Source organism: Rhodopseudomonas sp. NSM (assembly GCF_052445935.1).
Taxonomy (GTDB): Bacteria; Pseudomonadota; Alphaproteobacteria; order Rhizobiales; family Xanthobacteraceae; genus Rhodopseudomonas.
Genome location: NZ_JBQTCH010000003.1, coordinates 417,849 through 442,570, shown reverse-complemented (window position 1 = coordinate 442,570; position 24,722 = coordinate 417,849). Strand labels below are relative to the sequence as shown.

General features: G+C 64.9%; 19 protein-coding genes. 7 read left to right on the top strand and 12 right to left on the bottom strand.

The genetic code is table 11. From position 1 onward, the window contains the following. Window positions 1-84: 84 nt before the first annotated feature. The 10 genes from ACTZWT_RS10455 to ACTZWT_RS10410 all read right to left on the bottom strand — a co-directional run bounded on the left by ACTZWT_RS10455 (window position 85) and on the right by ACTZWT_RS10410 (window position 11,074). On the bottom strand, window positions 85-2,067 hold the full coding sequence (locus ACTZWT_RS10455; protein ID WP_444769604.1) for a heme lyase CcmF/NrfE family subunit: 1,983 nt from the start codon (window positions 2,065-2,067) through the stop codon (window positions 85-87). Further along, window positions 2,064-2,561 (bottom strand): cytochrome c maturation protein CcmE, encoded by a 498-nt coding sequence (gene ccmE, locus ACTZWT_RS10450; RefSeq protein WP_444769603.1) that lies wholly within the window; start codon window positions 2,559-2,561, stop codon window positions 2,064-2,066. The genes ACTZWT_RS10455 and ccmE overlap by 4 nt, the downstream gene beginning before the upstream one ends. Window positions 2,562-2,690: 129 nt before the next feature. Next, window positions 2,691-3,794, bottom strand: coding sequence for a c-type cytochrome biogenesis protein CcmI (ccmI, locus tag ACTZWT_RS10445; RefSeq protein WP_444769602.1), 1,104 nt, complete (start codon window positions 3,792-3,794; stop codon window positions 2,691-2,693). Between the two features lie 161 nt (window positions 3,795-3,955). Continuing rightward, window positions 3,956-5,356, bottom strand: a complete 1,401-nt coding sequence (locus tag ACTZWT_RS10440) for a hypothetical protein (RefSeq protein WP_444769601.1) — start codon at window positions 5,354-5,356, stop codon at window positions 3,956-3,958. A gap of 213 nt (window positions 5,357-5,569) precedes the next feature. After that, entirely contained in the window at window positions 5,570-6,073 is a 504-nt protein-coding gene (locus tag ACTZWT_RS10435; protein ID WP_444769600.1) for an RT0821/Lpp0805 family surface protein, read from the bottom strand. A 104-nt stretch (window positions 6,074-6,177) separates the two neighbouring features. Then, window positions 6,178-7,575, bottom strand: a complete 1,398-nt coding sequence (locus tag ACTZWT_RS10430) for a sensor histidine kinase (protein WP_444769599.1) — start codon at window positions 7,573-7,575, stop codon at window positions 6,178-6,180. A 37-nt stretch (window positions 7,576-7,612) separates the two neighbouring features. After that, window positions 7,613-8,302, bottom strand: a complete 690-nt coding sequence (locus tag ACTZWT_RS10425; RefSeq protein ID WP_444769598.1) for a response regulator transcription factor — start codon at window positions 8,300-8,302, stop codon at window positions 7,613-7,615. Window positions 8,303-8,408: 106 nt separating this feature from the next. Next, window positions 8,409-8,981 carry a 3TM-type holin gene (locus ACTZWT_RS10420; RefSeq protein ID WP_444769597.1) on the bottom strand — a complete coding sequence of 191 codons (573 nt, stop codon included), beginning with the start codon at window positions 8,979-8,981 and terminating at the stop codon, window positions 8,409-8,411. A 2-nt stretch (window positions 8,982-8,983) separates the two neighbouring features. Continuing rightward, window positions 8,984-9,754 (bottom strand): glycoside hydrolase family 19 protein, encoded by a 771-nt coding sequence (locus ACTZWT_RS10415; RefSeq protein ID WP_444769596.1) that lies wholly within the window; start codon window positions 9,752-9,754, stop codon window positions 8,984-8,986. A gap of 207 nt (window positions 9,755-9,961) precedes the next feature. Next, window positions 9,962-11,074, bottom strand: coding sequence for a class I SAM-dependent methyltransferase (locus tag ACTZWT_RS10410; protein ID WP_444769595.1), 1,113 nt, complete (start codon window positions 11,072-11,074; stop codon window positions 9,962-9,964). A gap of 532 nt (window positions 11,075-11,606) precedes the next feature. Here ACTZWT_RS10410 and ACTZWT_RS10405 point away from each other — a divergent pair. The 7 genes from ACTZWT_RS10405 (at window position 11,607) to ACTZWT_RS10375 (ending at window position 19,278) form a co-directional block, all read left to right on the top strand. Further along, window positions 11,607-12,572 (top strand): glycosyltransferase family 2 protein, encoded by a 966-nt coding sequence (locus ACTZWT_RS10405; protein WP_444769594.1) that lies wholly within the window; start codon window positions 11,607-11,609, stop codon window positions 12,570-12,572. Then, a complete protein-coding gene (locus ACTZWT_RS10400; RefSeq protein ID WP_444769593.1) occupies window positions 12,572-13,276 on the top strand; it encodes a methyltransferase domain-containing protein in 705 nt (234 codons plus the stop codon). Before ACTZWT_RS10405 ends, ACTZWT_RS10400 begins: the two co-directional genes overlap by 1 nt. Before the next feature lie 7 nt (window positions 13,277-13,283). Next, the gene (locus ACTZWT_RS10395; protein WP_444769592.1) at window positions 13,284-14,849 is read left to right on the top strand and encodes a hypothetical protein; all 1,566 of its coding nucleotides are present in this window, start codon (window positions 13,284-13,286) and stop codon (window positions 14,847-14,849) included. 355 nt (window positions 14,850-15,204) lie between these two features. Next, window positions 15,205-15,642, top strand: coding sequence for a class I SAM-dependent methyltransferase (locus tag ACTZWT_RS10390; RefSeq protein ID WP_444769591.1), 438 nt, complete (start codon window positions 15,205-15,207; stop codon window positions 15,640-15,642). A 398-nt stretch (window positions 15,643-16,040) separates the two neighbouring features. Then, window positions 16,041-16,838 (top strand): hypothetical protein, encoded by a 798-nt coding sequence (locus ACTZWT_RS10385; protein WP_444769590.1) that lies wholly within the window; start codon window positions 16,041-16,043, stop codon window positions 16,836-16,838. Then, a complete protein-coding gene (locus ACTZWT_RS10380; protein WP_444769589.1) occupies window positions 16,835-18,130 on the top strand; it encodes a radical SAM protein in 1,296 nt (431 codons plus the stop codon). The genes ACTZWT_RS10385 and ACTZWT_RS10380 overlap by 4 nt, the downstream gene beginning before the upstream one ends. Window positions 18,131-18,423: 293 nt before the next feature. Beyond that, the gene (locus ACTZWT_RS10375; protein ID WP_444769588.1) at window positions 18,424-19,278 is read left to right on the top strand and encodes a class I SAM-dependent methyltransferase; all 855 of its coding nucleotides are present in this window, start codon (window positions 18,424-18,426) and stop codon (window positions 19,276-19,278) included. A gap of 135 nt (window positions 19,279-19,413) precedes the next feature. Here the strand turns inward: ACTZWT_RS10375 and ACTZWT_RS10370 are convergent, their stop codons facing one another. Together ACTZWT_RS10370 and ACTZWT_RS10365 are read right to left on the bottom strand one after the other, a co-directional pair. Next, window positions 19,414-20,745 carry a DUF2793 domain-containing protein gene (locus ACTZWT_RS10370; RefSeq protein WP_444769587.1) on the bottom strand — a complete coding sequence of 444 codons (1,332 nt, stop codon included), beginning with the start codon at window positions 20,743-20,745 and terminating at the stop codon, window positions 19,414-19,416. Window positions 20,746-20,760: 15 nt separating this feature from the next. Continuing rightward, on the bottom strand, window positions 20,761-24,618 hold the full coding sequence (locus ACTZWT_RS10365; protein ID WP_444769586.1) for a baseplate multidomain protein megatron: 3,858 nt from the start codon (window positions 24,616-24,618) through the stop codon (window positions 20,761-20,763). Between the last annotated feature and the right edge of the window lie 104 nt (window positions 24,619-24,722).

The window sequence follows — 24,722 nt, the reverse complement described above, 5'->3', positions numbered from 1 at the left end:
ATCCGCAGGATGCGTCTCGAAGGATGATTGTTCTGCTACATCCTTCGAGACGCCGCTTCGCGGCTGCTCAGGATGAGGCTTGCTTCACTCCGCCGGTTGCAGCGCGCGCTGCGGCTTGGCCGGCTTCGGCGCGCCGACGCGCAGCCGTCGGTCGGACAGCGACAGCAGGCCGCCGAACGCCATCAGCAGCGGACCGATCCAGATCAGCAGCACGAAGGGCTTGTGATAGATCCGCACCGTCACCGCGCCGGCCGCGTCGATCTCGCCGAGCGAGATGTAGAGCTGGCTGACGCCGCGGGTCAGCAGCGCCGCCTCGGTCGTCGAGGTTCCGCGGGTCGAGAAGCTGCGTTTCGACGGCGTCATCACGCCGATCGGCCGCCCGCCTTCGCTGATCGAAAAATGCGTCTGCAACTCGCGATAATTCGGCCCCTGGCGCTGCATCGCGCCGTCGAATTTCAGTTCGTAGCCGGCGAGCCTGGCGGTGTCGCCTTCCTTCATCGCGGCGATGTGCTCGCTGTTCCAGGTGGTCTCGCAGACGATTCCGATCAGCGCCACACCGACGCCCGCATGCGCGAACAGCGTGCCCCACGCCGAGCGCGGCAGTCCGCGCGCGCGGCGCGACGAGATCGACAGCGGCGTGCGGAACAGACCGATGCGCTCGACGATGTCGGCGAGCGCGCCGGCGATCACGAACACCGCGAGCCCGATCGCCAGCGGCGCCAGCACCGGGCCGCCGGTGGTCCAGGCCCAGACCAAAGCGACCGCGAGCAGCGCCACGCCGCCGGCCGCGACAAGCCGCTGCGCTGCGCCGAGCAGATCGCCGCGCTTCCACGCCAGCATTGGGCCGAACGGCATCGCCAGCATCAGCGGCACCATCAGCGGCCCGAAACTGAGATTGAAGAACGGCGCGCCGACCGAGATCTTGTCGCCGGTGAGAACTTCCAGCGCCAGCGGATACAGCGTGCCGACGAACACCGTGGCGCAGGCGGTGGTGAGGAACAGATTGTTCAGCACCAGCGCGCCCTCGCGCGAGATCGGCGCGAACAGCCCGCCCTGCTTCAGCGACGAGGCGCGCCAGGCAAACAGCGACAGGCTGCCGCCGATGAACACGCACAGGATCATCAGGATGAACACGCCGCGCGACGGATCGGTGGCGAAAGCATGCACCGAGGTCAGCACGCCGGAGCGCACCAGGAAGGTGCCGAGCAGCGACAGCGAGAAGGTCAGGATCGACAACAGGATGGTCCAGACCTTCAGCGCGTTGCGCTTCTCCATCACCAGCGCGGAATGCAGCAGCGCGGTGCCGGCGAGCCACGGCATCAGCGAGGCGTTTTCGACCGGGTCCCAGAACCACCAGCCGCCCCAGCCGAGTTCGTAATAGGCCCAGTATGAGCCCATCGCGATGCCAAGCGTGAGGAAGATCCACGCCATCAGCGTCCACGGCCGCACCCAGCGCGCCCAGGCGGCATCTAGCCGGCCTTCGATCAGCGCCGCGGCGGCGAACGAGAACGAGATCGAGAACCCGACATAGCCGAGATACAGCAGCGGCGGATGCACCGCGAGGCCGATGTCCTGCAGCACCGGATTGAGATCGCGCCCCTCGATCGGCGGGTTTGGAATCCGCAGAAACGGGTTCGAAGTCATCAGGATGAACAGATAGAACGCACTCGCCACCCAGGCCTGCACCGCCAGCACATGGGCGCGCAGCGACAGCGGCAGATTGTTGCCGAAGGCCGCGACCATGCCGCCGAACAGCGCCAGGATCGCCACCCACAGCAGCATCGAGCCTTCGTGGTTTCCCCACACGCCGGTGATCTTGTAGAGCAGCGGCTTGGCCGAATGCGAGTTCTCGTAGACGTTGACGACCGAGAAGTCGGAGGTGACGTTGAGCCAGACCAGCGCGCCGAACGAGACGGCGACGAAAGCGAATTGCGCCAGCGCCGTCGAGCGCGCGACGTTCATCAGGCCGCCGTCACCCAGCCGTGCGCCGAGGATCGGCACCGTCGACTGGATCAGCGCCAGCGCCAGCGCCAGCACCAGCGCGTAGTGACCGGCCTCGGCGATCATCGCGCCGGCCCTGCGGCGTCGGCAGAGGCCGCCGCACCGGGCCCGGGCGGCTTCTTCTCGTAGTCGTCCTTCCAGTGGCCCTGCTTCTTCAGCGCGTCGGCGACTTCCTTCGGCATGTAGGTTTCGTCGTGCTTGGCGAGCACGGTATCGGCCTTGAACACGCCGGCAGTGTCGAGCGCGCCCTCGGCGATCACGCCCTGCCCCTCGCGGAACAGATCCGGAAGAATGCCCTTGAACGCCACCGGCACGGTCGCAGCGCCGTCGGACACCTTGAAGGCCACCGCGAGTTGGTCGCCGCGCGTCAGCGAGCCGGGCTCGACCACGCCGCCGAGGCGGAAGCGCTTGCCGGCCTCGATATGCTGCTCGTGCACCATCTGCGGCGTCGAAAAGAACACGATCGAGCCGCGCATCGCGTTCAGCACCAGCCCCACCGCGACGACGAGCACCACGCCCGCGCCCCCGATCATCATCAACCGCCGCTGCTTACGAGTCATGGTGAGCCTTGCTTGTTTCGGCATCCCGAGCGCCGCCGTGATGGTCGGCGCCTGATCGTTGCGTTTCGCTCTTGCGCGACATTTGCCGGACGATTTTGTCGGAAAACCGCATGAACTCCGGCCTCGTCGTCATCCATCGAGCCCCAGAGTCTTCAGGCCGTCATTGAGCTGCTTCAGCCGCTCGGCATTGCCGGCGACCGCCTGCCGCGCCTGCGCCTGCGCCTGCTTCACCTTGTCGCCGTCGCCCAGCACCATATAGGCACGCACCAGCCGCAGCCATCCCTCGACGTCGTCGCCGTTCTGCTGCAGCCGGGCGGCGAGCTTGTCGACCATGCCGCGGATCATCGCGCTGCGGTCGGCCTCGCTCATGTTCTGCGCCGAGGCGATCGTCTCGTCGGGCAGCGCCGGCAATGGCGTGCCCTCGATGCGGGCGATCTGCGCCTGCAGCATCGGCTTCCACGGCGCATCCGCCGGCGCCTTCGCCAGCATCGCGCGCCACATCGCCGCGGCGTCCTTCGGCCGTCCGTCCTGTTCGGCGGCAAGGCCCAGGAAATAGCGCGCCTTCGGGTCGTCGGCGTTCAGCTTGACCGCCCGCTCGAATTCCGATTTGGCGTCGTCGGTCACCACACCGCCCGAAGCCGCCACCAGCACCTCGCCGAGATCGGCGTGGCGGTCTGCGGTTTCGCCCGCATAGGTCAGCGAATTGCGATAGGCGCGCGCGGCGTCGTCGAACCGGCCTAGCTTGGTCAGCACCGGCGCCAGCACGGTCCAGCCGCGGCCGTCGGTCGGATTCTTCTCCAGATGCGCCTCGACCTGCGCCACCAGGTTTTCGAGCGGCTGCGAGGCCGCCGCGGTCTTGGTGCGGCTCGCCAGCGGATCGTCGCCCTGCGTCGGCGAGCCGAGCGGCAGATACACCGCCAGCGCCAGCGCCGGCAGGCCGACCAGCGCAAACACCGCCACCCCTCGTCGCAACCCGCGGCGCGTCGTCACCGGAGCCACGCTTTCGGCCTCGGCGCTGGCAAGCAGCCGGCGGCCGATTTCGACCCGGGCGGCGGAGGCTTCAGCAGGGCCGATCAGCCCGATGTCGGCGTCACGGTCGACCTCGGCGAGCTGGTCCTTGTAGACATTGGCTTCGCTGCCCTGGCGCTCGGTGCGGACGCCTCGGCCGAGCGGCCACAGCACGGCGAACACCGCGACGGCCGTCATGATCGCCAACACAAACCACAAGGCCATGCGAGGAGGGTTCCGGGGTAAGAAAGCGCAAACGCCGGCTGCGACGCGGTCGAAATCCGGCCGGGTTACACCATGGCCGGACCGCTGGCGCAATTGACATTTGCGACACCGGAGTACGGCACCGCCACGTTCAAATCTTGATATGAATCAAGGCCTCGCGGTCAGCTTGCCCGCGCCGGCTTGCGCTCCACCACGACCATCGCGCTCTCGACCGCGCGTCGCATCAGTTGCGCATAGTCGTGGCCGAACAGCACTTCGCAGAACTGGATCGCGGCGAGCGCCTGCATGTGCCGGAACGGCTTCACCCGCGGTTCGCAGCCGCGCAGCGACTGCACCAGAGATTCGGTGGACTTCTCGACATATTGCTGCAGCTCGGAATAGGTCCGCAGCGTCATTTCGTTGATCGCGAGCTCGCTGGCGTAGTTGCGGCACACCGCGACGAAATCGATCAGCGCCGCCGACTCGTCGACCTCGAGCTGGTCGATCCGGCTGTTGGCCGAGATCTCCTTGTCGGGGCGCTGCCGCAGCAGCCTTCGCACCCGGCCCGGCACGCTCTCGATCTCGGATTTCAGCGCATTGGAGATGTCGACGCGGATCGCGGCCAGCCGCTTGCCCCAGGCCGAGTCGCTGCGGATGTCGAGCTCGGTGCGCAGCCCGCGGACGCCGTCATGGACCAGCTTCAGCTTCTCGGCGACGTTGCTGTAATGGCCGCGCTTGAGCTCGTCGCGCAGATCGGCGGTGAGCTGGGCGATGTCGTGAATCGCCATGGTGACGGCGACGCCGTAAGGGGTCGCGGCGACCCTGATCTCATCGTCGGAACCCGCCACCTTGAGCGCGAGCCGGACGATCTGCCACGGTTGGGTGAGATGCTGCAGGATCATCGTCAGTGCGAACGGCAGCATGATCGGGGTCTGCAGCGCCGGGACGTTGAGCGCCGCGATCATCGAATGCACCTGCGAGTCGCCGAAGCTTCGCAGATTGGACGAGAGCTTGCTGTCGAAGGTTTCCAGCGCCTCGCGGTTGGCGAGCACGGCGCCGACGCCCGGCAGATCCTCGACCGTCGACGGCGGGCCGACCCGCGACATCGCGCGCTGCCGGTCGACGCCCTGCTCCGGGTTGATCACCTTGTCGATCGCCTCGGCCGCCGCGAGCTGCAGCTTGCGGACGAGGTCGTCGACCTGCGCCGCGGTGCCGCCGCGCAGGCTGATCAGCCCGCCCTCGAATTCGCGGACCTGCGCGGGGATCGCCTCACGCGACAGCCACTGCCAGATCGAGGTCAGCGACGCGCGGCGGACCTGGCCCGGCCTCGGCTGCTGATTGTTGTCGATCAGGAACGGTTCCAGCACGCGGAACATCAGCCGCGCCGGATCATCGGTACGCGGCGCATCGTTTTCATCGGTGCCGCGGACGATCTTGCGCAGTTCCTCGAGCACGAAGCTGGCCACCGCCACGTCCTCGCCGCGCTCCAGCGCACGCTCGAACTCGCGCATCAGCAGCGCCTGCGACTGCGGCGGCAGTTGCGCGAGGTAGTCCCTCAACCGTTCGGTCGGTGTCTGGCTCATGCGCCCGGAAATCTGCACGCTTGCGGTCGCGCCGGCCGCACGACATGCGCGCCGGGACACTGTCTCCAGAGTTAACAGCGGCGGTGTTAAGAAGGAGTTGAGGGGAGATCGCTATCGAGCGGCTTGAAGTTCCGCATCAATCGCAAGCGAGCGTTGCAAGAGATTGGGAAAGCTGAATAATCGCCTGCAGGCGCGGAGACGGGCGACCGAACGTTAGCCCGCCGCCGTCCATGGCCCGTCATTGGTCCGGCAGGCGGTGCCGCGGGCGATCTCGAGCTGGCGGCCGACCGTGACGCTGTGGGAGAAGCCGCGGCAGGTCGCCCCCTGCCTGGCGTAGGCCGGGCCCGGCACGATGTTGCCATAGCGGCCGGAGGACGGGTTCTTCCACGGCACCGGCGCACCGGACTCGCCGTGATCGAGCGCTTCGAGTTCGGCCGTATAGGCCAGCCGGCGATCTTCCGCGTTCAGCAGCGCGCCGATCTTCGGCCCGATCAGCCCCCCCATCGCGGCGTCGTCGACCGCCGCGGCGGCGCCGTCTGCGGTCCGGCCGAGATCGGGCGTGACATTGCTGGTGAAAGAGTCGACCCGCGCGGCGAGGTTGGTGGTGCGGTCGCAGCCCGCCAGCGCCAGCGCGGCGAGCACCAGCAGCGCAGCCGAAGACTTCGCCGACCGCGCCGAGTTTCTCGCGCCGCAGCCGATCTCACGCGGAGGCGTCATTCCAGTCCCCAATCCGTTCCCCGACAATGTCTTACCCCGAAATCCCTAACGCTCAAGGCAACGGAGCGAAAAAATCGGGCGACGCTGTGGCAACGGGCGGTCCGTTATGCCGCAGGCAGCACCAGTTCCGCGCGCAGGCCGCCGGTCGGGGCGTGGCCCAGTTTCAGTTCGCCGCCGTAGAGCGCTGCCAGATCGACCACAATGGCGAGGCCGAGGCCGGAGCCCGGCTTGCTCTCGTCGAGCCGCTGGCCGCGGCGGGCGACCTGCGCCTGCTCCGCCTCCGACAGGCCGCGGCCGTCATCGTCGACGATGATCCGCAGCAGCGGCGTCGGGCCGCGCTCGGCGGTGGCGGCGATCATCACCTGGCCGACCGCCCATTTGCAGGCGTTGTCGACCAGGTTGCCGACCATCTCCTCCAGATCCTGCCGCTCGCCGCGGAACTTGAGGCCGCTGGCGGTTTCGGCGCGGACCTCGATGGCGCGGTCGCGATGGATCTTCTCCATCGTCCTCCGCAACGCCTCGATCACCGGCGCGACCTCGGTGACGGTGCCGATCACCGTCAGCCGCGCGGCGATCCGCGCCCGTTCCAGATGATGCGCGACCTGGCTGCGCATGATCTCGGCCTGCTCCATCACCTTGGCGGCGAACGGGTCGCCCTGGCGCGCCGCGGCCTCGTTGACCAGCACCGACAGCGGCGTCTTGATCGCGTGCGCGAGGTTGCCGACATGGGTGCGGGCGCGTTCGACGATCTCGCGATTGGCCTCGATCAGCGCGTTGGTCTCGCGCGCCAGCGGCGCGATCTCGACCGGGAACTTGCCCTCGAGCCGCTCGGCACGGCCGGAGCGGATGTCGGCGATCGAATGCGAGATCCGGTTCAGCGGGGCGAGGCCGAACCGCACCTGGAAGATCGTGGTCAGCACCAGCCCGATCGACAACGCGATGAAGGTGCCTGCGAGGTAGTAGTCGAAGGTCCTTGTTTCCTCGAAGATTTCAGTGGCGTCGCCGGCCACCGTCACGACGAATTTGCCGTCGGCGCCGAGATCGACCGGGCGCTCGACCATACGCAGCGTCTGGCCTTCGGGCCCCTCGACATAGCCCTGGCGGACGCCGGAGGGGCCGAGCTCGATGCCGTGCTCTTCGAGCTTCGGCAGCTTGCGGTCCCACAGCGAGCGCGAGGCGCGCGGCTCGACCTTGTCGGTGTCGGTGCGGATGATCTGCCAGTACCAGCCGGACAGCGGCAGATCGAACAGCGGCTCGCCGATCGACTGGAACTGATCCGGCGCGGCGTCGGGCGTCGCGACTTCGGCGATGATGGTGCGCAGATAGAGATTGAGCCGCCGGTCGAACGCGCGCTCGGAGGCCTGGCGGTACACCGAGGACAGCACGATGCCGGTGATCGCCAGGATCACCACGACCCAGGCGGTCGCGGACAGGAACAGGCGGGTGGCCAGGGAGCTGGTGCGGCGGCGCGGCTTTGCGACGGGTGCGGCCGAGCCCGGCATCAGCCCGGCTTCTGCAGCGACGCCCTCGCCCGGTCGCTCACGAGCGGTTCGCCAGCGGGGCTTCGACCGGCGGCGGCGTCAGCAGATAGCCGAGGCCGCGCACGGTCTGGATGATGTCGACGTCGAGCTTCTTACGGATGCGGCCGACGAACACTTCGATGGTGTTGCTGTCGCGGTCGAAATCCTGGTCGTAGAGGTGCTCGACCAGCTCGGTGCGGGACACCACCCGGCCGGAATGGTGCATCAGATAGGCCAGCAGCCGGTACTCGTGCGAGGTCAGCTTGACCGGATTGCCGCGGACGCTGACGCGGCCGATGCGGGTGTCGAGCACGACCGGGCCGCAGGTCAGCTCGGACTGGGCGTGGCCGGCGCTGCGGCGCAGCAGCGCGCGGATCCGCGCCAGCACTTCCTCGAGGTGGAACGGCTTGGCGACGTAGTCGTCGGCGCCGGCGTCGAAACCCTGCACCTTGTCGCTCCAGCGGTCGCGCGCGGTGAGGATCAGCACCGGCATCGCGCGGCCGTTGCGCCGCCAGGCTTCCAGCACCGAGATGCCGTCCATCTTCGGCAGGCCGATGTCCAGCACCACCGCGTCGTAGGGTTCGGTGTCGCCGAGGAAATGCCCCTCCTCGCCGTCGAAGGCGCGGTCCACCACATAGCCGGCGTCGGTCAGCGCGGTGGTGAGCTGGCGGTTGAGATCGGGATCATCTTCGACGACGAGCAGCCGCACCTTGAACTCCGCTGTTTCGATGCACCGGCGTTGTTACCTGCGGGAAGATGAGCGGCGGCGGCGTGAATGACCGATGAACGACGCCGCCTCGCGGCCGCCTTGCGCATTACTTTTTCTTCACGACGGCCTTGACCAGCGTCTCGATGACGCCGGGGCTGTTCTGCCCGGTGGCGGCGCAGACCTTTTCGCGGGTCCGGCCGCTGACATAGACGCCTAGCACGCCGAACCGGAAAGCCCAATAGGTCGCCAGGAGCGCGGTGGCGCCGATCAGGGCGTTGATGGTCTGGATGTCGCCGGTCCAGAATTCGTGCACCAGCACGGCCCAAAGTGCGGCGCATTCCAGCGTCAGCTCCCAGGCATAAGCCGGCCGCCACCAGCGCTGGATCGGATCATTCGAGGCAATCTCGGCGCGGATTGTGGCCTGGGTCTCGCTGATCGCGATGCGCTGGGTCTCGGCCTCGGCGCGGACCGCCTCGGCCCAGCGCGCTTCGGCCTCGGCGATCCGGTCCGTGCCGGCGGCGGGCAGCGCGGCCTGCACCGCGGCCGGCGTCGGCTGGGGTACGCCCAGCACCTCGGACAGGATCTGCCCGGCCGCGCCGCCGAGCGGGCCGCCCAGCGCACTGCCGAGCAGCGGCGCGCCGAGCGTGATCACCTGTTTGGCGAGATCGCTCCACTCCATGGTCAGCTCCTCCTGAAGGCCGCGGCCAGCGCGGCGATGAAATTCCGGACCAGTGACGGCCGCGCCGTCGCGGGCGCCTGCGCCGGTTCCGGCTCCGGCTCCGGCAGCTCCGGCGCCAGCGGCGGCGATGCGACGACGACGACAGGCCCCTGCCCCAGCGCCGCCTTCCATGTCGCCAGCCACGCCTTGCGCTGCGACAGCCCGATGGTGCCGCCGTTCAGCCGCCGCGTGACGCCGGTGATGTCGTCGGCTTTGGCGTATGGCAGGCAGCCGCAGGCAATGAAATCGGCGACGCCGCAGGCGAGGAAATGCCGCGGGTCGTTGACGAGGTCGGGCCGTCGCACCAGGTCGAGCCCGGTCGCCTTCGCCAGCCGCGCATAGCCGTCGCGCCCGGTGGTCTGCACCGCACCTCGGCCGCGGAAATTCCAGCCGTCGGCGGAGCCCGGCGCGTTGCCCATCCGGCCGTTATAGACCTTGGCGGCGAGCGCCGGCGGATTGTGCGCGTAGGGCGCGGCACTCTCCAGCGTGCGGAAGCGGGACGGCCACACCTGCATCATCCGCGCCGCCGTGTAGTTCAGGTTCTCGACCACGTCGCGCCCCGCACCGCATTCGTGGCTGATCTGCGCCATCACATGCGCGACCAGCAGCGGTGTATCGATGCCGTGCCTGTCAAAAACCTCGCCGGCCGAGGCGATCATCCCGGCCCGCAGGCCGGGAATCTTCTGGTCACCGCTGGGCCACAGGCGCGTCAAAGCGTCGTCGAAAGACTGCATGATGAATGCTCCGATGATGTTGACGAGGAGTACGATCCGATGCCGGACAAGCCGTCTGCTGCTGGACTTAGCCGTGCTCCTGCCGGCTGGGTCTTGATCGGGCGCGGATCGACAATGCCGCCCGGGAGGCGGCATGAGCGGGCGCAGCAGCGTCGGCAATGCCGGTTCAGCGCAGACGTCGATCCGAAAGCCGGATCGGACCCGGGATCAAACGGCGGCGCTGACCGTCGCCGTATAGACCACGCTGTGGGCGCTGTGCGGGCTCTGGTTCTTCGTCACCTCGAATCCGGCGCGATGCAGCAGATCGAGGAAGTAGCGCTCGGTGAATGTCAGTTCCATCCAGCCGTGGTGACGGATCGACCACACGCCCTGCCCTGATGGATTCAGCCCCCAGGCGAACGGAAGCGTGTTGTCGATGGTTTCGCCGGCGAACAGGATGATGCCACCTGGATTGAGCTTCCGCTTCAGCATGGCGAGCAGCGCGACATGCTCGATGCAGTGATGGAAGCACTCGTAGAACAGGATGATGTCGAATTTTCCGTCGATCTGCTCTGCCGAAAAGAATTCGCCATTGATGCAGTTGACGTCGAGACCCTCGCGGCCGAACCGGCGCTTGACGATGTCGAGATACTTCTGCTCGATGTCGAGTACCGTCACGTCGTAACCGCACAGGCCGATCTGCAGCGCGGTGTTTCCCCAGCCCACGCCCATTTCGAGTACACGCGCCGGCGGTGGCTTGGTGATCGAATCGAGAATCGTTCCGGCGGCGATCAGGTGCAATGCCACGATCTTCGGGTCGCGGGTGTTGTAGGGATAGATCGCGACGTCGGCGCCGTCATCGAAATGATGCAGCTCATTCCTGAACGCGTAGTCGCGCTGCGCCACCTGTCGATATTGTTCGGCCCAGAAGTCCTTGTAGGCAGCCGAATGCGGATCCGCGGGAGGCTCGGGAAAGCGATAATGGAAGCTGTGGATCAGCCTCAGCATCGCATCGTGGGACTTCACCGCGGCATGGTGTGCATACCCCACCAGCGCATCGATCGAAGCCGGCGAGGTCAACGCGTCGCCTGCATTGGTGCCGCCATCGCCCGGACGGCGCGGCGCCCCCTCGATAACTTCAGCATACCGGCGCTCAATCAGAGCGACCTCTGGCGGCTCGTTACAGACCTGCTGCAGCTCTGCATCAGCCACAGTCGGCGCGACTACCACGTCGCCGCGAATTCGCATGATCGTCGGCCGCACCGCGCGCTTGAGCCCTTCAGGCACGATCGGCCAGATCGTCCGGCGAACAATCCGCTCCGCCCACGCAATCGCCGTCATTCAGGCTCCGAAATCGCCAATAAAAATCAATCTCATTTTCTTCGATGCTAGACGTTCACTCGTTGCCGAGCAATGCCGTTCACCGGGCTGGCTTCAAATGAATGTTGTCGGGGCGGTTGCAGAAAGCATCGATCAAGCGCCGGGGAGATCAAGACGAGCATGACGGCCGGCGCCCACCCCGCCCGCAGCAAACAGCGCACGGGATCGCGCTACGACCTTGCCGTGCCACCCGGCATGTCCGGGCTCAGGCAACGGACCTCTGTCACGCGCTGCACTTGAACCGGCGGCAGCGCCTGAGGTGCCTCCGCAGACCTATGCTATCGCGCTCAACCGACCTGCACCGACGCCGACAACAGGTCGCCCGCGCCCGACCAGCAGTATCGCCTTAGATTACTCTAACGGTTCGTCGCAGCCTCGCGCATCGCCCGCGAAATACTCGGAAATAATTGCCGTCTGTTGCAGAAATGTCGCTTTACCCGCGGAGGTTGCCCGCCTACTACTTGCCTGACGCGGCGTCGGGATGAGCAGGACAATGGACATACTGAGCCCTCGAATTGCAGTCCTGGTGCCCTGCTTCAATGAAGCGGCCACCGTCGCCGATGTCATCTCGGCATTTTCCAGCTCGCTGCCAACCGCAACCATTTACGTCTACGACAACAACTCTACCGATGGAACGGCAGTGATTGCCCGGGCCGCGGGCGCGATCGTTCGATCCGAGACCCGCCAAGGCAAGGGCTACGTTGTCTCGCGGATGTTCTCGGACATCGATGCAGACATCTACGTGATGGTCGATGGCGACAACACTTATGACGCAAGCGCCGCACCCCGGCTCGTCGCTCATATGATCGAGCATCGGCTCGATTTCGTGAACGGCTTGCGCCAGTCTGATGCGATCGAGGCCTATCGAAGAGGTCACCGTTTCGGAAATTGGGCCCTGAGCAGTCTGGTGCAGGCATTTTTCGGGCGGCAGTTCGCCGACATGCTGTCCGGCTACAAGGTGCTGTCGCGCCGCTTCGTAAAAACCTTCCCCGCGATGTCGAGCGGGTTCGAGACCGAAACGGAGCTGGCCATCCACTCACTACGGCTGCGCATGCCCTCGGCAGAATTGCCGACCCAATACCGCGAACGCCCCGAGGGATCGCAAAGCAAGTTGAATACCTACCGCGACGGATTCAAAATACTCCTTTTCATTGCCCGATTGGTGAAAGATGAGCGCCCCTTGATGTTCTTTGGTGGCGCAGGTCTCGTTCTGCTTGCCTTCGGCCTGCTCCTGGGAATTCCGGTGATCATCGATTTCGCCGAATTCGGCATCGTCCCCCGGCTTCCGACCGCGCTTCTGAGCGTCGGCATCGTCATCATCGGCGTCCTGAGCATGTGCATGGGGCTGCTGCTCGACATGGTCGCCAGGACACGCGTCGAAGCCAAGCGATTGGCGTATCTGGCCATACCCGCTTTTGATCTCCCGACGCTGTCATTGTCCGATCGAAAGGCAGCCTAGTGGATCAGGTCAGGCCGGAAGCCTCGACGAACACGGTTGTCGACGGCAAATACTACGAGGTCGCCAAACCAGCGAGTATCGCCGAGCGCCTTCTGATCGTCGCTCGTGACCGGATCTATTCCGACTTTCTGACGGCGATGCGGCCCACGCCGTCGTGCACGATCCTCGATGTCGGCGTGTCGGATGTGATATCCGATGGCGCCAATGTGCTGGAACGAAAATATCCTCAGCAGGCCAATCTGACGGCCTGCGGGATCGGCGAAGCAATCGAGTTTCAGGCTGAATTTCCAGCCATCCCCTACGTCAGGATCGAACCGAATGCCCGCCTGCCGTTCGCGGACGGCGCGTTCGATATCGTCACGTCCAACGCGGTTCTGGAGCACGTCGGCAGCGCCGACAATCAGCGGGCCTTCGTCAGAGAGCTGTCGCGAGTCGGGAAGAAGGCCTTCATCACCGTACCTAACCGCTATTTCCCGGTCGAGCACCATACGGCGATTCCGCTGCTGCATTTCGGCGACGGGACATTCAAGATCGCCTGCTCGATTCTCGGCAAGCAGTCATGGACCGAGCAGGAGAATCTGATCTTGATGTCGCGATCGCTCCTGAGGCGGTTGGCCGAGGGCATCGATCGATCGACCTCGGTGGGTTACACCGGTCTACGCCTCGGGCCGTTCTCCTCGAATCTGTCCTTGAGTTTGACCTGAGCGGCCAATGTCGACCGACGCATCTCTGATCTCCAAACCTCCGATCGATGCCTCGGATCTTTCGCCCCGCAGTTTCATTGCGCGTCATTCCGCAGTCGCAGCGAGCGCAATCTGCTCGATTCTGTTTCTGATCCAGTACGCCCTCTGCAAGTCGGCGCCACGTAGCGGCATTGCTGGCTGGCGCGGCTGGGCCGATCAGGGATCGTATCTCAAGAGCACCATCGATTTCGCGCATCTGGCGTTCAATCCCGCTGAACACCGATATCCGCCGCTGTATTCCGCGCTCGCCGTTCCGTTTCTCGGGATCTACCCGACAGACCCGTTCCTTTTCGTCAATATTGCCTGCGTGGCCGTGTCGGCCTACCTGCTCGTCCGGATCTTCTCGAAGGTCGCCCATCCGGTGGTTGCGGCGGCGCTCGCGATCCTGCTGCTGATGGTCGAACCGCTGATCGCGACATCCTACGTGGTGCCGTGGACCTCGACCGTCGTCAGTCCGCTGGTCATCGGCTGCATCTATCTGCTTCAGAGAGCGGAGGAGCGGCAGCCGACTTACGCCACATCGTTCCTGTTCGCGCTTCTGATCGGACTGGCGTTTCTGGCCAGACCGCTCGACGGCGTCATTCTGGGCGCTGCGCTGCTTCCGTTCTGGTGCTGGCCATTCCGCAACTCGCTGCGGCAGGCGGTGCGTCACGCTGCCTGCCTGGCGGCCGGCGGCCTGATCGGCCCCGTTCTGTTCTTCGCGAACAACCTGTTGATCTTCCGGTCTCCGATCTCACCCTACATGGTCGAAACAAACGACCGCCTCAGATTGACCGATATTCCGGAAAAGTTCGTATCGCTTTTCCTCGACAGCGGATCGCTCTATTTCGACAGCGGACAGACCATTCTGAACGCGTTCCCCTGGTTCGTCGTGTCGCTGGCGATCATCGTCAGCTTGGTCGTGTTCGGAAAACGCTGGGCTCGGGCCACGGCTGTTCTGATCCTGCTGATGTTCGCAATCTACCTGTCCTTTGACGACCTTTTTCCATCGGGCCTGCTTCACTTCGGCAATTATCATTATCTGAAGTGGGCGCTGGTGCTCGGCGGAATGCTGACGCTTCCGTTTGTCGCATTCATCCGGACGGCATCGACCTGGAGCCGGGTTGCGACCGTCGCCATTTTCATGACGGTCGCCGTGGTCGCCTGCCTCCGGCTCGAGATCGACAACATCCCCGTGGCAGCCGTGCGCAACGGCGGCGAGATCAAGCTCGATCTGTCGCGGGCGGGGTCGATCGACTTTGTCGACATCACGCACACGCGCGGCGACTGGCTCCAGAACTACCATTTCGGAGACAGCGTCGCGATCGACGGCACCCCGCTGAAATACAGCCGCGAAATGAAGACGATGCCTGCGACGCCGTTCCTGGAGCCGCTCGATGGCGGACCGCGCTCGACTGCCCGCATCCTGTTCATTCGCCCGAAACGCGGCGAACAACTGACGATGAAGCTGCAGCGACTGCAACCGACCGACAACTCTCAGATCAGCGTCGGGACCTATCGGTTCGCACTCGGATTCCCCAGATGGCTGCAATGACCTGCCATCCCTCCCGACCTCGTCTCCGCCGGGCTTCGGCCGATATCGGCTTGCGATATCCACGCTGATCGGGGCGAACACTCGCCAGGAAAGCTTGGCGCCTCACACATGACCCATGTCGCTGGGTGCCCTCTCGTCCTGCGATGGAAAGATCTGTTATGTTACCCGTTCCGCCGACCCGGATCAGCCGCCCCGGCCGATTTCAATGGAATGCCGCCGGTCGACCGCTCGCGGCTTCCGGCAAATCGGTCTAAGAGTCGCCAGAGCCCTTTGCCATCTGCCCGGTCGACAGTGCCGGGTTAACGCATCAGCCGATATGATCTCTGTGATTAGTTCGTTGATTTGCGAATTCGACGTGCGAACGACGCTCGATTTCGAGGACGTCGTCGACCTGTTTTGTGGGACCGGGGACCGCACAAACACTCTGGCATCGATCTTTCCCAATGCCGACGTTCTGGGGATTGACGTTGTTCACGCCACGACCGTTCCTGCCGATCGCGTGGTTTTCACCACAACCGACGCGTACCCTCCACTATCGATCGCTTCGGAAACTGCGGATTTCGTGTTTTCGACCTCGCCGCGTTTCTCCACTGCACCTGGGCATCGCGAGCGCAACAAGTGGCTGATCGAAATCGACCGCATCCTCGAAAAGGACGGGATCGCCATCATCGCGACCGACCTCGATCGCAACTACATCTTCGAAGAATGGTCGACGATGTTCGACGTCGCCAACGTCAGCAATGGCTACGCCTTCCTGCGATCCATCCGCGGGCGTCGAAGGTTCTATCGTTGAAGCGAGCCTCATTCCGCCGGCCCGACATTCTCGCGTGCAGATCGCAGCTATATCTCGACGAGAACGTAACGGAAGAACAATCCAAGCTCTCGCGCATCGCCGGACCGCCGTGCGCGCCATAAGAACTCTTCCAGCTTAGTGAGCCGAAAACGATTCTGATCGCCACTGGGTCATAGGCAGTTGGCGCTGCGCGGATTCATCCATACAGGCCGCGACAAAATTTCCCGGGATAAAGGGATTGTGCCCATCGTCGGTGATCCAGACAACTATCGGTTTTGCTTGCGGTCCAGACCAACTTTGGGGTGCTTCGATGGGGACCCCGCGACTGGAACAAGCAAGTTAAGGTTGATTCCGCCACGTGTTACGCTTTAGATGTTCGCGTAATTGGAGGTATTATCGTGCGCGCATTGCCCAATCCGCCCGCCGGCCGCAACATTAACATCAAGGCGCTCAGATTCCGGCTTCGGATGCGCAACCGCCTCCCATCTCCACTCCGAAGGCTCGCGCCGCTGATCGCGCCCGATCCCGATCTTTCAGGGTCGGATCCCAGCATGGAGTATATCCACTTGGACGATGTCCTGAATCGACTGGTGGGCCCGGGGAAGACCTGCGTCGATATCGGTGCGTTTTCAGGCGTCTACGCGAAAAAATTCATCCAGGCTGGCGCGACCACTACAGCTGTCGAAGGCTTCCCATCCGCCATCGAAGAGCTGCACAAACGAATCGGGCGACGCTGCACAATTGTTCCGGCGCTACTTGCCGACAGCCACAGGCACTACGCGATCACCAACAAAACCGAAGTGAGAATGATCGGCGACGCCCCTGTTTACGCGCCAGCCCCTCCGTCGTTTGCGGACATCGAATCAACTACCTACGACGATGTCTTGGGCGACGAACCTGCCGTTGATCTGGTCAAAATTTCAGGCTGCCACATCTGCGAAGCATTGCTGGGTGCGCATACGCTCCTAGATAGCGACAGTCACATTCTGTTTGTAATGGATCAGCGTTACTTGCCGGCGGTTCACCGACACGACGAATTTTGCCTGTACGATCTACTCCGTCGATCTGGACGCTACGTTTTTAGCTGCGCGGAATATATTTGCGGAAAACCGCCCCTTACCGTTTGGGAATTCAATAAACGCGCATTGCACGGCTGGAAATCCTTTATTGCAACGCGCTCGGAGCTCTCCAAATGAATGAATCGTTCGCCCACCGATTCAAGAACTACAGCCACCGCGCTCCGAAATCGGTGGAGAAATTCCGAGACGAAAACGGATATCTCGTCATTCCTTCGTTACAGATCTACGCTGCGGATCATTGCACACAACGATGCCAGTTCTGTACGACCTCCTCCCCACATCGCAAAGCACACCAAGGCGATGTTGATGCCTTCGTTAAGTACATCAACAAGATGCACGACAGGCACGTAAAGTTCGACGCTGTAAATATTCTCGGCGGCGAGCCCTTCCTACACAAAAACCTCGCCGATTTTGTCCATCGTCTCAGGGCCGGCATGGCTTACCGCGCCCGATTCGTCATTACAACAAACGGGTTTTGGCTCGGAGAGATGGACGATTATCCGTCAGGCCTGGAAGCCGGCGATGGAATTACATTCTCGCGCTATGCGGACGTAATCCACGACGTCGGCGGCGTCGATCGATACAACTCACTGATCGAAAAACTGAAGCGGACTCGCCCCGAAAACATCGACACGAACGACGCCTTTCATTTTCGCGAGTGGCAGTTTACGGAGGAACCGATGTACGGATTTCCTCTGGATTGCGAACTCGCCGACAATGTCAGCCTCGCGGACACAGGCGAGGTCCACCGCTGTTGCGTCGCGCCAGCTTCACGCTTCAGCCCCCGCGTTACAAAAGCATTCCTGGATCGCGTGGACGAACTCGAGTATCGCATTGACGCCGACGAAGGACTATCCTTGAAGGACTGGCTCAGATCGCCATTGCCAGACGCATGCGCATACTGCACCGCGCATCACGAGACGCCCTACTATCCTCTGCGAAGCCTCTCGGTTATCGGTAAGCAGTTCACGTTTTCCGGGGACGAAAATCTCAGCATGCTGTCCAGCGGATTTTCGCGGCCGGAGCCGGGAGGGGTTTGGACGGTCGGCTCCGAAGCTGTCATGAGCTTTGCTGATCTTCCCGAGGGGCGCTCGCGATCTCCTTACGTAACCTTTATTTTTATGGCGACTCCTCACCTCACCGCTCTCGTTCCGGATATGAAAGTTACAGTCGAAATTCTCGGGACAGAATGGAAGGAATTTTGGTCTGTGCCACCAAAGTCCCCAAAGGCTTTCTTCGGCAACACCACAATGCACGCGCTATTCGTTCCCAATGAAATCGCTCGATGCGCCAAACCTCTTCAGCTCAAATTCACAATTGATCGCCCGCACAGCCCGGCAGAGGCCGGAACTTCAACCGATCCTCGAGAATTGGGTCTTTTCTTCCAATACGTTTTGGTTGAACTTTGATACTTCCGCCTCGGTCGAGAACGCCACTCGAAGGATGCCAAACTTCAATAACTAAATGCGATTTCCATTTCCGTGAAGGAACATTGATACTCGATTTCAAATAGATGATTTGTTTGACCCCAAGATCTGGCCATCCAGCTCACTTCGATCTTTCTGACCCTGTAGTTGCCGTCATCTGCGTTAGTTAGCCTTCAAATCGATTCATGTATCGGGATACTCGATGTCTGCGTCGGTGGTGGACAATCGAAACGTTGGAAAGTAATCTTCCAGCTGAACCGCGGGGGGGAGTTGCCGTGAGCGCATTCGAAGGGGCCAAGGAAATCGTCCGATCAACAGTCTGGCCATTCGTTCCTGAGGCCGCAAAAAGAGGTATTCGGCGCCATATGCTTGGAATCAAAGAGGCCGGCCAGCCGGGAGATGCTCTGTCCTCATTTCTGTCGACAGATGTGCAGGAAATCGCGAGCCCGAATGAGACTAACTGGTTTCAAAGCGTGACTTTCCCTGACGGTCGGCGGGTGAAGGGGCATAACGCCGATTTCATGCTGACTAACAAAATGTGGCGGGCTCTTGGGATCGAGAATGGTTCGCTAGCCGGGAAAAGCGTACTCGACGTGGGAGCAAACGATGGCTTCTTCACTGTTGCTGCTGGGCTCGCCGGAGCTGGGGAAATTGTCTCAATCAATTCGACCGACTATCCTTCGTACCCGACAAACATAGAATATCTAACCTCGGCATGGGGCGTAAGCCCAGAGCTGATAACCCATGATTTCTTTGCGTACGAGTTTGGCAGGACCTTCGATGTCGTCTTGTTCTTAGGTGTACTTTATCATGTTGAAAATGTTTTCGCTGCAGCGAAGAAGCTGCGGTCGCTTCTCAACCCGGGCGGATACGCCTTGATTGAGACTCATATGGCAAGGTCACAATCTGACCTTCCCATATTTGAATATGCGAGCGATATTTTCCCGACTTCGGCACCAGCGTTCAAATCGAACCTCGGAGAGCTTGGCGTATCGAATTTTCTCTTTCCCAATATTCCAGCTCTACGCAATTTGGCAGATTGTTACGGATTCAAATTCGAACATGTCGGCCGCGGATCACAATATGAACGGGAAAATCCATTCCGCGCTGTGGTGAAGTTTTCCGTCTAGAAGCTTCGGCGCGCGTTGACTGGTCCATTCGTACGACTGACGCCTGCGGCGATGGAATTGCCGCAGGCGGCAATGCTCGCTGTTCCGGCATTGCTGGGATGACGATCGATATCCGCAGACTATTGCCGCTACTGCCTAGAGATAGAACGCTCCGCCCACGCAAATTACATACCCATTCCCTCCCAGAAACGCCCCGTCAAATCGCTGCACCAAACCTCCGTTCGTGGCCACTGACACGCACGCCCCATGCCCCGTCACCGCTGCTTCCCGCCCGTACCCCGAATACGAGCCGTTCGGCGTGGCCGGAAGGGAGAAGGTGATGGCGAGGGCGGCGGTGCCGATGTTGGCGATGCTGATCGTCGCGCTCCAGTCGACCTTGTTACCGGTGATGGTGTAGGTGCCGGTCGCCGACGCGGCGCCGAGCGTGCCGGAGAGCGCGGCCAGCGTCGGTGACCAGGTGCCCGTCACCGGCCGCGGGCCGGCTGCGATCGCGAGCCAGCGCGCGGCGCTGCCGTCGTAGCGCAGCAGCGCCGCCTGCTTGCCGGGGATCGCGATGTTGCCGCCCAGCGCGAAGCGGTTGGCGGCGGCCGACGCCGCGCTGTCGTCGCGCAGCGTCACCGGATGGCCGCCGACATTGATCAACGTCAGGACGCGCCCCTCGGCGCCGCCGGCCAGCCCGGTGATGCTGCGCGCCGCGGTCGCCGAGATCTGCAGCACCGACGCGGCGCCGAGCCCGGCCGGCGCGTAGTCGTGCTGATCGGCGGCGAGCGGCGGCGGCGCGACGATTCCGGTCAGCGACAGCCCGCGCGGCAGCGCGCAATTGCCGCTGACCTGATCGATCACCAGCGCCTCCGCCCAGCCGGCGCCGTCGGCCGAAACCTTGAGCTTGAACGCATCCGAGCCGACCAGGCCGAATTCCGCGCGGCCCGAATAGGCGTCGGAGAACACCACCGAGGCGGTGTCGGCCACTGCCGCCTTCGAGAGCTGGACGCGAATATCACCGCTGCCGCCGGCGGCCGGGTCGATCGCGGCGAACAAAGCGGCGTCGGATTTGACGCTGAGCAGGTTGGGCGCATCCGCCGTGGTGCCGACGCCGAGCCGCGGCGCGTTGTCGAGCGACACCCGCAGGTCGCGCAGGTCGCGCCAGTTGCCGCCGTCGAACACCAGCAGCACGTCGTCGGCGACCGACCACACGCACCAGCCTTGTCTGGGCGCGAGGAACGCCCACGCCCCGTCCTGCCAGGTCGCGATCGCATGCGCCTGCCCGCTCCAGGCGCCGGTGGCGCCCTCGGCGACGATGTGGCGCGCGCCCTCGGCCGGGCCCGGCGGCGGCGAGGTGCGGGTGCGGTCGGCGACCGCGATCTGGATCGCGGCGTCGAGAATCCGCAGCGCCTCGTTGTGCGTGACGTGCTTCTGCGCCTGGCTCGCCTCGATGAAAGGCAGCCCGAGATTGGCGGTGGCGGTCATAGCGTTTCCTTTGGTCTACAGCGCGAGGGTCGCGTCCGTGGCGAAGCCGCGGCCGACGGCGGCGGAGAGCTGGGCGATGCGGACGCGCAGGCCCGGTTGCGGCGCGCCGAAATCGGCGAGTTCGAAGGCGGCGGCATACAGCGCCTGCGGCGCGGCGCTGATGAGCGTGCGAACCGATGCGCCGTCCGGCGCGAGGATGTCGATCGCATAGGCCTCGGTCGCCTCGCCGAGCGGCACCTCGAGGCCCCAGCCGTCGCCGTCGATCCGGGTCCGCCTGATCCACGACAGATGCACGCCGTCCGCATCGCGCGACGCTTTCAGATGCACCGGCGCCAGCGGCCGCAGCGCCGTCGGCCCCGGCGTCGCGCCGAGCGCCACCGCGCTGGCATCGTCGTGGCTGCGCCCGGCCGCGACCACGCGCAGCAGCTTCGCACGCCCGAGCGCATCGAGCCCGCGCGCCAGCGGCACCAGATGCCGGTCCAGCAGCACGAACAGCGCGCCCGCCGGCAACGGGTCGCGCATCGCCTGCTCGCTCCCGGCCTGGCCGCGCAGCAGCCGCGACAGCAAGTAAGTGTTGCCGTCGACGAGTTCGGCCCCGGCGAATTGCAGGATCTCCCAGCCGCCGTCGGGGTTCTGCACCGCCGCGGCGTTGCCGCCGGCGAGCACCCGCGCCTCCGACAGCGCCGACAGCGCGCCGCCGAGAATCCGCACCCGCAGGCGCGTGGCATTGTCCCAGCGCGCCAGCGGCCCGCGCGGCAGCGGATCCTGCGTCTCGCCGATGATCGCGCGTACCAGCGCGCTCGCCAGCGGCTGATAGCTCGCGCCGTCGGCGGAGGCGTAGATCACTTCCGATCCCGGCCACGGATTGGCGAACACCGCGAGCCGCGTCAGCACGTCCGGCGCGGCGGCGTCGATCACCGGCAGGTCGAGCGCCACGACATGCGCCGGCCCCAATGCAGCCGGGATCGCCGGCGCGATCCGGCGCGGCGCGCGCAGCGGCAGCGCGAACACTTCCGGGTCGATGCTGCGCGCCTTGACCGCGCGCGACTGCGTGTCGACGATCTCGCTGATCTCGAACAGCCGCCGCCGGCCGTTCAGCGTCAGCGCCACCACGTCGCCCGGCCCCAGCGCCAACTGCTGCGGTCCGAGCGCGAAGCTCGCGGTCTCGCGCCCGGCCCACAGGTCCTGCAGGAAGATCTCGGCGCGCCGCGCCGCCGCGGCGTCGCTGGTCACCACCGCGAGATCGGTCTGCACCATGCGGTTGGCGCCGCCGACCAGCCGGCGCGAAGCCGCCGCCGCGCGGCGATAATCGGCGAGCGCGTCCGTGAAGCCGAACGCCACTTCGAGCGGCAGCTCGGTCTCCTGCGCCCGGGTCAGCCGCGACGGCGCGCCTTTGTCGGGCAGCACCAGATCGTCCTCGCCCAGTTCCGCCACCGGCGCGCCGCCGCTCTGCACGAAGCGCAAGCTCCCGTCGGCCGCGGCGGCGTCGAACGCATACGCCATCGCCAGCGGCTCGATCATCGCCCGCGGCGTCATCGGCCGGTCGACCACATAGCCGTCGCAGGTCTCGCGCAATGCACTGGTATCGACGCCGCCGACGCCGCTGTCGGCGCAGAGCCGCGCCACCAGCGCATCCAGCGGCGCACCGCCGAGCCGTCCGGTCAGCCAGTGCCCGCTCTGCCAGTTCGGCGCGTCGCTCCAGACATCCTCGGCCGCCGGAAACACCGGATAAGGCCGCGCATCCCAGGTCCACAGATGGATCGCCGACGGATCGATCATCCGCCCGCCATAGGCCGGCGACACGGGATTGCGCGCGTCGCTGGCGCCGAACGCCGGATCGAACGCGGCGAGGATGGCTTCGAGCATGCGGCGCTGGATCAGGTCGTCGCGATCGCCGCTGGAGAAATACGGCGCATAGTTCTCGCTGGATTTCGGATCGGGAAACACGCTCGGCTGGTTGGCGCCCTTGTCGACCGCGGGACAGCCGATCTCCGTCAGCCACACCGGCTTGCTCATCGGCGCCCATGCGGTCGGCGCGGCAAGCTCGACGCCGCCGACGCGTTCGTAATGCGGCTGCGACCAGAAGCTCCGGATGTCCTTGACGCGGAAGGTCCACGGCTTGCCGAGCCCGTCGGTGATCGGCACCCGGTGCTGCGCCGCGCGCGCGGCCTCGTCCGGGTAGTACCAGTCGAACGCCTCGCCGCCGAACAGGTTGCCGCCGAGATAGGCCCGATCGTAAGTCGAAGCGGCGATCGCCGCATCGAGATGTCCGGCGTCGTCGCGCCAGTCGGCGAGCGGCGCGTAGTAGTCGATCCCGATCGCGCCGATCGAAGGCTGTGCCCACAAATGATCGAGCGGAAACCGCACCTCGGAGGCGTCCGGCGTCACGACATCGGCGCCGTATTCGGTCCAGTCCGCGCCATAGGTGACGAGCGTGCCGCCGCCGACGATCGCTTTCACGTCGTTCGCCAGCGCCACCAGCTGCTGCACCGCCGGATACACGCCCGCACCGGAACGGACCCGCGTCAACCCGCGCAACTCCGAGCCGATCAGGAACGCATCGACGCCGCCCGCCTCCGCGCAAAGCCGCGCGTAGTGCAAAATCATCCGGCGATAATTCCAGCCGCCGCCGGCGAAGAAGCTCTCGACCTGCGCCGCCGCCGCCGCCGTGCCCTGCGGCGAGCCGGCCACGCCCGGCGCCGGATCGCAACTGATCCGTCCGCGCCACGGATGAGGCGGCTGCGGCGCAGTGCCGGTCCACGGATTCGGCAGGCCGTTGCCGGCCGGCACGTCCATCATCACGAACGGATAGAACGTCACCTTCAGCCCGCGCGCCTTCAGCTCGCCGATCAGATGACTGACGCTGTCGTCCGACGGCGTGCCGCCGTAAGCCGGCCTTCCGTCGACCTGCGACACCAGCCAGGCATCGCCGCGGCGCGCGCCGTCGACCGACCAGGTCGCGCCGTCGACCCATTTGTCGCGGCTTTCGACGCCCGGCCGCACGCTGCAGTGCCCGGCGCGCAGATCGGAGCCGAACCACGCCACCACGATCGCGACGCGCTCCAGCCGCGGGCACACGCCCTGCAATTCGTCGAGCGACGCGACCACGTCGGAGACCGCGTGGGCGACGTGGCGGTTCTCCGGCGCGACGCTGCCCTTGTCGACGATCTGCACCCGGGTCGCCGGCTCGTAGCCGTATTCCGTCGTGCCGGGGATCAGCGTCACCGCGCGCACCATCGCTTCGAGCCCGCCGATCGGCCGCACGATCTCGAACGACAATTGCGGAATCCGGTTGCCGTAGTCGGCCAGCGGCAGCCGCTCGAACACCACATAGGCCAGCCCGCGATAGGCCGGCGCGTTCGCCGCGCCCTCCTTGGCCACGATCAGATCGTCCGGCGCCTGGTCCTCGTCGCCGCCATGGACGCGCAGATCGAGGCCCGACAGATCGAGCGGCTTTCCGTCGGCCCAGATCCGCGCCACCCGGCCGATCGGCCCCTCGCACAGCCCGACCGCGAGATTGGCGAAGTACGTATACGTCGTGGTCGTCGTGCTCGCGCCGCCGCCGGAGCCCTTGCCGCCGCCCGACGAACTCTCTTCCGTGGTGATCACTTCTTCGAGTTCGGTCGCCCAGATCACCTGCCCCGCGAGCCGCGCCCGGCCGTAGACCCGCGGAATCGGCGCGCCTTCGGTCGAGGCCATCACCTCGAGATCCGCCAGTCGCGGCCCCTCGACCGATTTCGACCCGGAGCCGAACAGCGACTGATCGAGCGCATTGCCGATCACCGCACCCGCAATCCGCCCCGCAATCGCGCCAACCGGCCCGAACACCGCACCAGCCGCCGCACCGGCGACCGAAAGAACCAGAGCTGCCATGGCTTGTTACTTCGTTGGAGATCGGTGAGGACAATCGTTAGCCGCGCGAGTGTTGGACACGACCTCGCCCCACCCGCTGCGCGCCCCCTCTCCCGCTTGCGGGA

What these genes read in the sequence shown, in the direction of transcription:
- ACTZWT_RS10365 (WP_444769586.1), bottom strand. Translation starts at nt 24,618, where the DNA reads ATGGCAGCTCTGGTTCTTTCGGTCGCCGGTGCGGCGGCTGGTGCGGTG.
- ACTZWT_RS10430 (WP_444769599.1), bottom strand. Translation starts at nt 7,575, where the DNA reads ATGCCGGGCTCGGCCGCACCCGTCGCAAAGCCGCGCCGCCGCACCAGC.
- ccmI (WP_444769602.1), bottom strand. Translation starts at nt 3,794, where the DNA reads ATGGCCTTGTGGTTTGTGTTGGCGATCATGACGGCCGTCGCGGTGTTC.
- ACTZWT_RS10370 (WP_444769587.1), bottom strand. Translation starts at nt 20,745, where the DNA reads ATGACCGCCACCGCCAATCTCGGGCTGCCTTTCATCGAGGCGAGCCAG.
- ACTZWT_RS10455 (WP_444769604.1), bottom strand. Translation starts at nt 2,067, where the DNA reads ATGATCGCCGAGGCCGGTCACTACGCGCTGGTGCTGGCGCTGGCGCTG.
- ACTZWT_RS10395 (WP_444769592.1), top strand. Translation starts at nt 13,284, where the DNA reads ATGTCGACCGACGCATCTCTGATCTCCAAACCTCCGATCGATGCCTCG.
- ACTZWT_RS10420 (WP_444769597.1), bottom strand. Translation starts at nt 8,981, where the DNA reads ATGGAGTGGAGCGATCTCGCCAAACAGGTGATCACGCTCGGCGCGCCG.
- ACTZWT_RS10380 (WP_444769589.1), top strand. Translation starts at nt 16,835, where the DNA reads ATGAATGAATCGTTCGCCCACCGATTCAAGAACTACAGCCACCGCGCT.
- ACTZWT_RS10435 (WP_444769600.1), bottom strand. Translation starts at nt 6,073, where the DNA reads ATGACGCCTCCGCGTGAGATCGGCTGCGGCGCGAGAAACTCGGCGCGG.
- ACTZWT_RS10415 (WP_444769596.1), bottom strand. Translation starts at nt 9,754, where the DNA reads ATGCAGTCTTTCGACGACGCTTTGACGCGCCTGTGGCCCAGCGGTGAC.
- ACTZWT_RS10410 (WP_444769595.1), bottom strand. Translation starts at nt 11,074, where the DNA reads ATGACGGCGATTGCGTGGGCGGAGCGGATTGTTCGCCGGACGATCTGG.
- ccmE (WP_444769603.1), bottom strand. Translation starts at nt 2,561, where the DNA reads ATGACTCGTAAGCAGCGGCGGTTGATGATGATCGGGGGCGCGGGCGTG.
- ACTZWT_RS10405 (WP_444769594.1), top strand. Translation starts at nt 11,607, where the DNA reads ATGGACATACTGAGCCCTCGAATTGCAGTCCTGGTGCCCTGCTTCAAT.
- ACTZWT_RS10440 (WP_444769601.1), bottom strand. Translation starts at nt 5,356, where the DNA reads ATGAGCCAGACACCGACCGAACGGTTGAGGGACTACCTCGCGCAACTG.